Here is a 614-nt window from a genome sequence, read left to right on the forward strand (position 1 = left end):
TCGATGAGGGTATCTGCGATACCGTCAAAGAGGCTGGTCTGGTTCACGTGCAGGGTGTAGGTGGTGTTCAGCTTCAGCGAGCCAGGATCCTTAGCGGTAGCAAGAATCTGGTGCCCTGCCTTGCCGTTGTGGACGCCGTCCTCGGAGGTGATGGTGAACTGGTCGGTGACGTTGTTACCCTCAGCGTCGGTTACAGCTACTTCGTTCATGTTCACGGAGACAGGCATGCGGCCGTCCTCGGTGAAGTAGATGTGGTCGCCCAGGATGAATGACTCAGGTGCCTGGTAGCCGGTGGCGTAAGAGATGGTCTGGGTGGTGGTTTCGCCAGCGATGACCTTCTTGCCCTCGTCCTTAGCGACCTTTTCTACTACGGGGATGGGGGCAAAGAGCTTGGTCAGGCCGTAGGAAACAGAGGGTGCTTCAACGGTCTCGCGGGTAGGCTCAGTGGGCTTGGTGGGTACTGAGGGAACTTCTTCCAGAGTCGGAGGGGTAGGTTCGGTGGGCTTGGTGGGCTCTACCGGGGGTTCGTCCTCAACGATGCACTTTTCAGCAGCAACGGTGGCGGCTTCGTAGATGGAATCTGAGAGGGTGTTCATCTCACCGACAAAGTAGTC

Annotated in this window: 1 pseudogene; it reads right to left on the minus strand. The window is 57.7% G+C overall.

Going from position 1 to position 614, the window contains the following annotated elements:
• A pseudogene (locus tag ACRCJM_RS11990) lies at positions 1-614 on the minus strand (hypothetical protein); the annotation flags it as partial.

This window comes from Rothia sp. L_38, assembly GCF_050689125.1.
In the GTDB taxonomy this organism is placed as follows: Bacteria; Actinomycetota; Actinomycetes; order Actinomycetales; family Micrococcaceae; genus Rothia.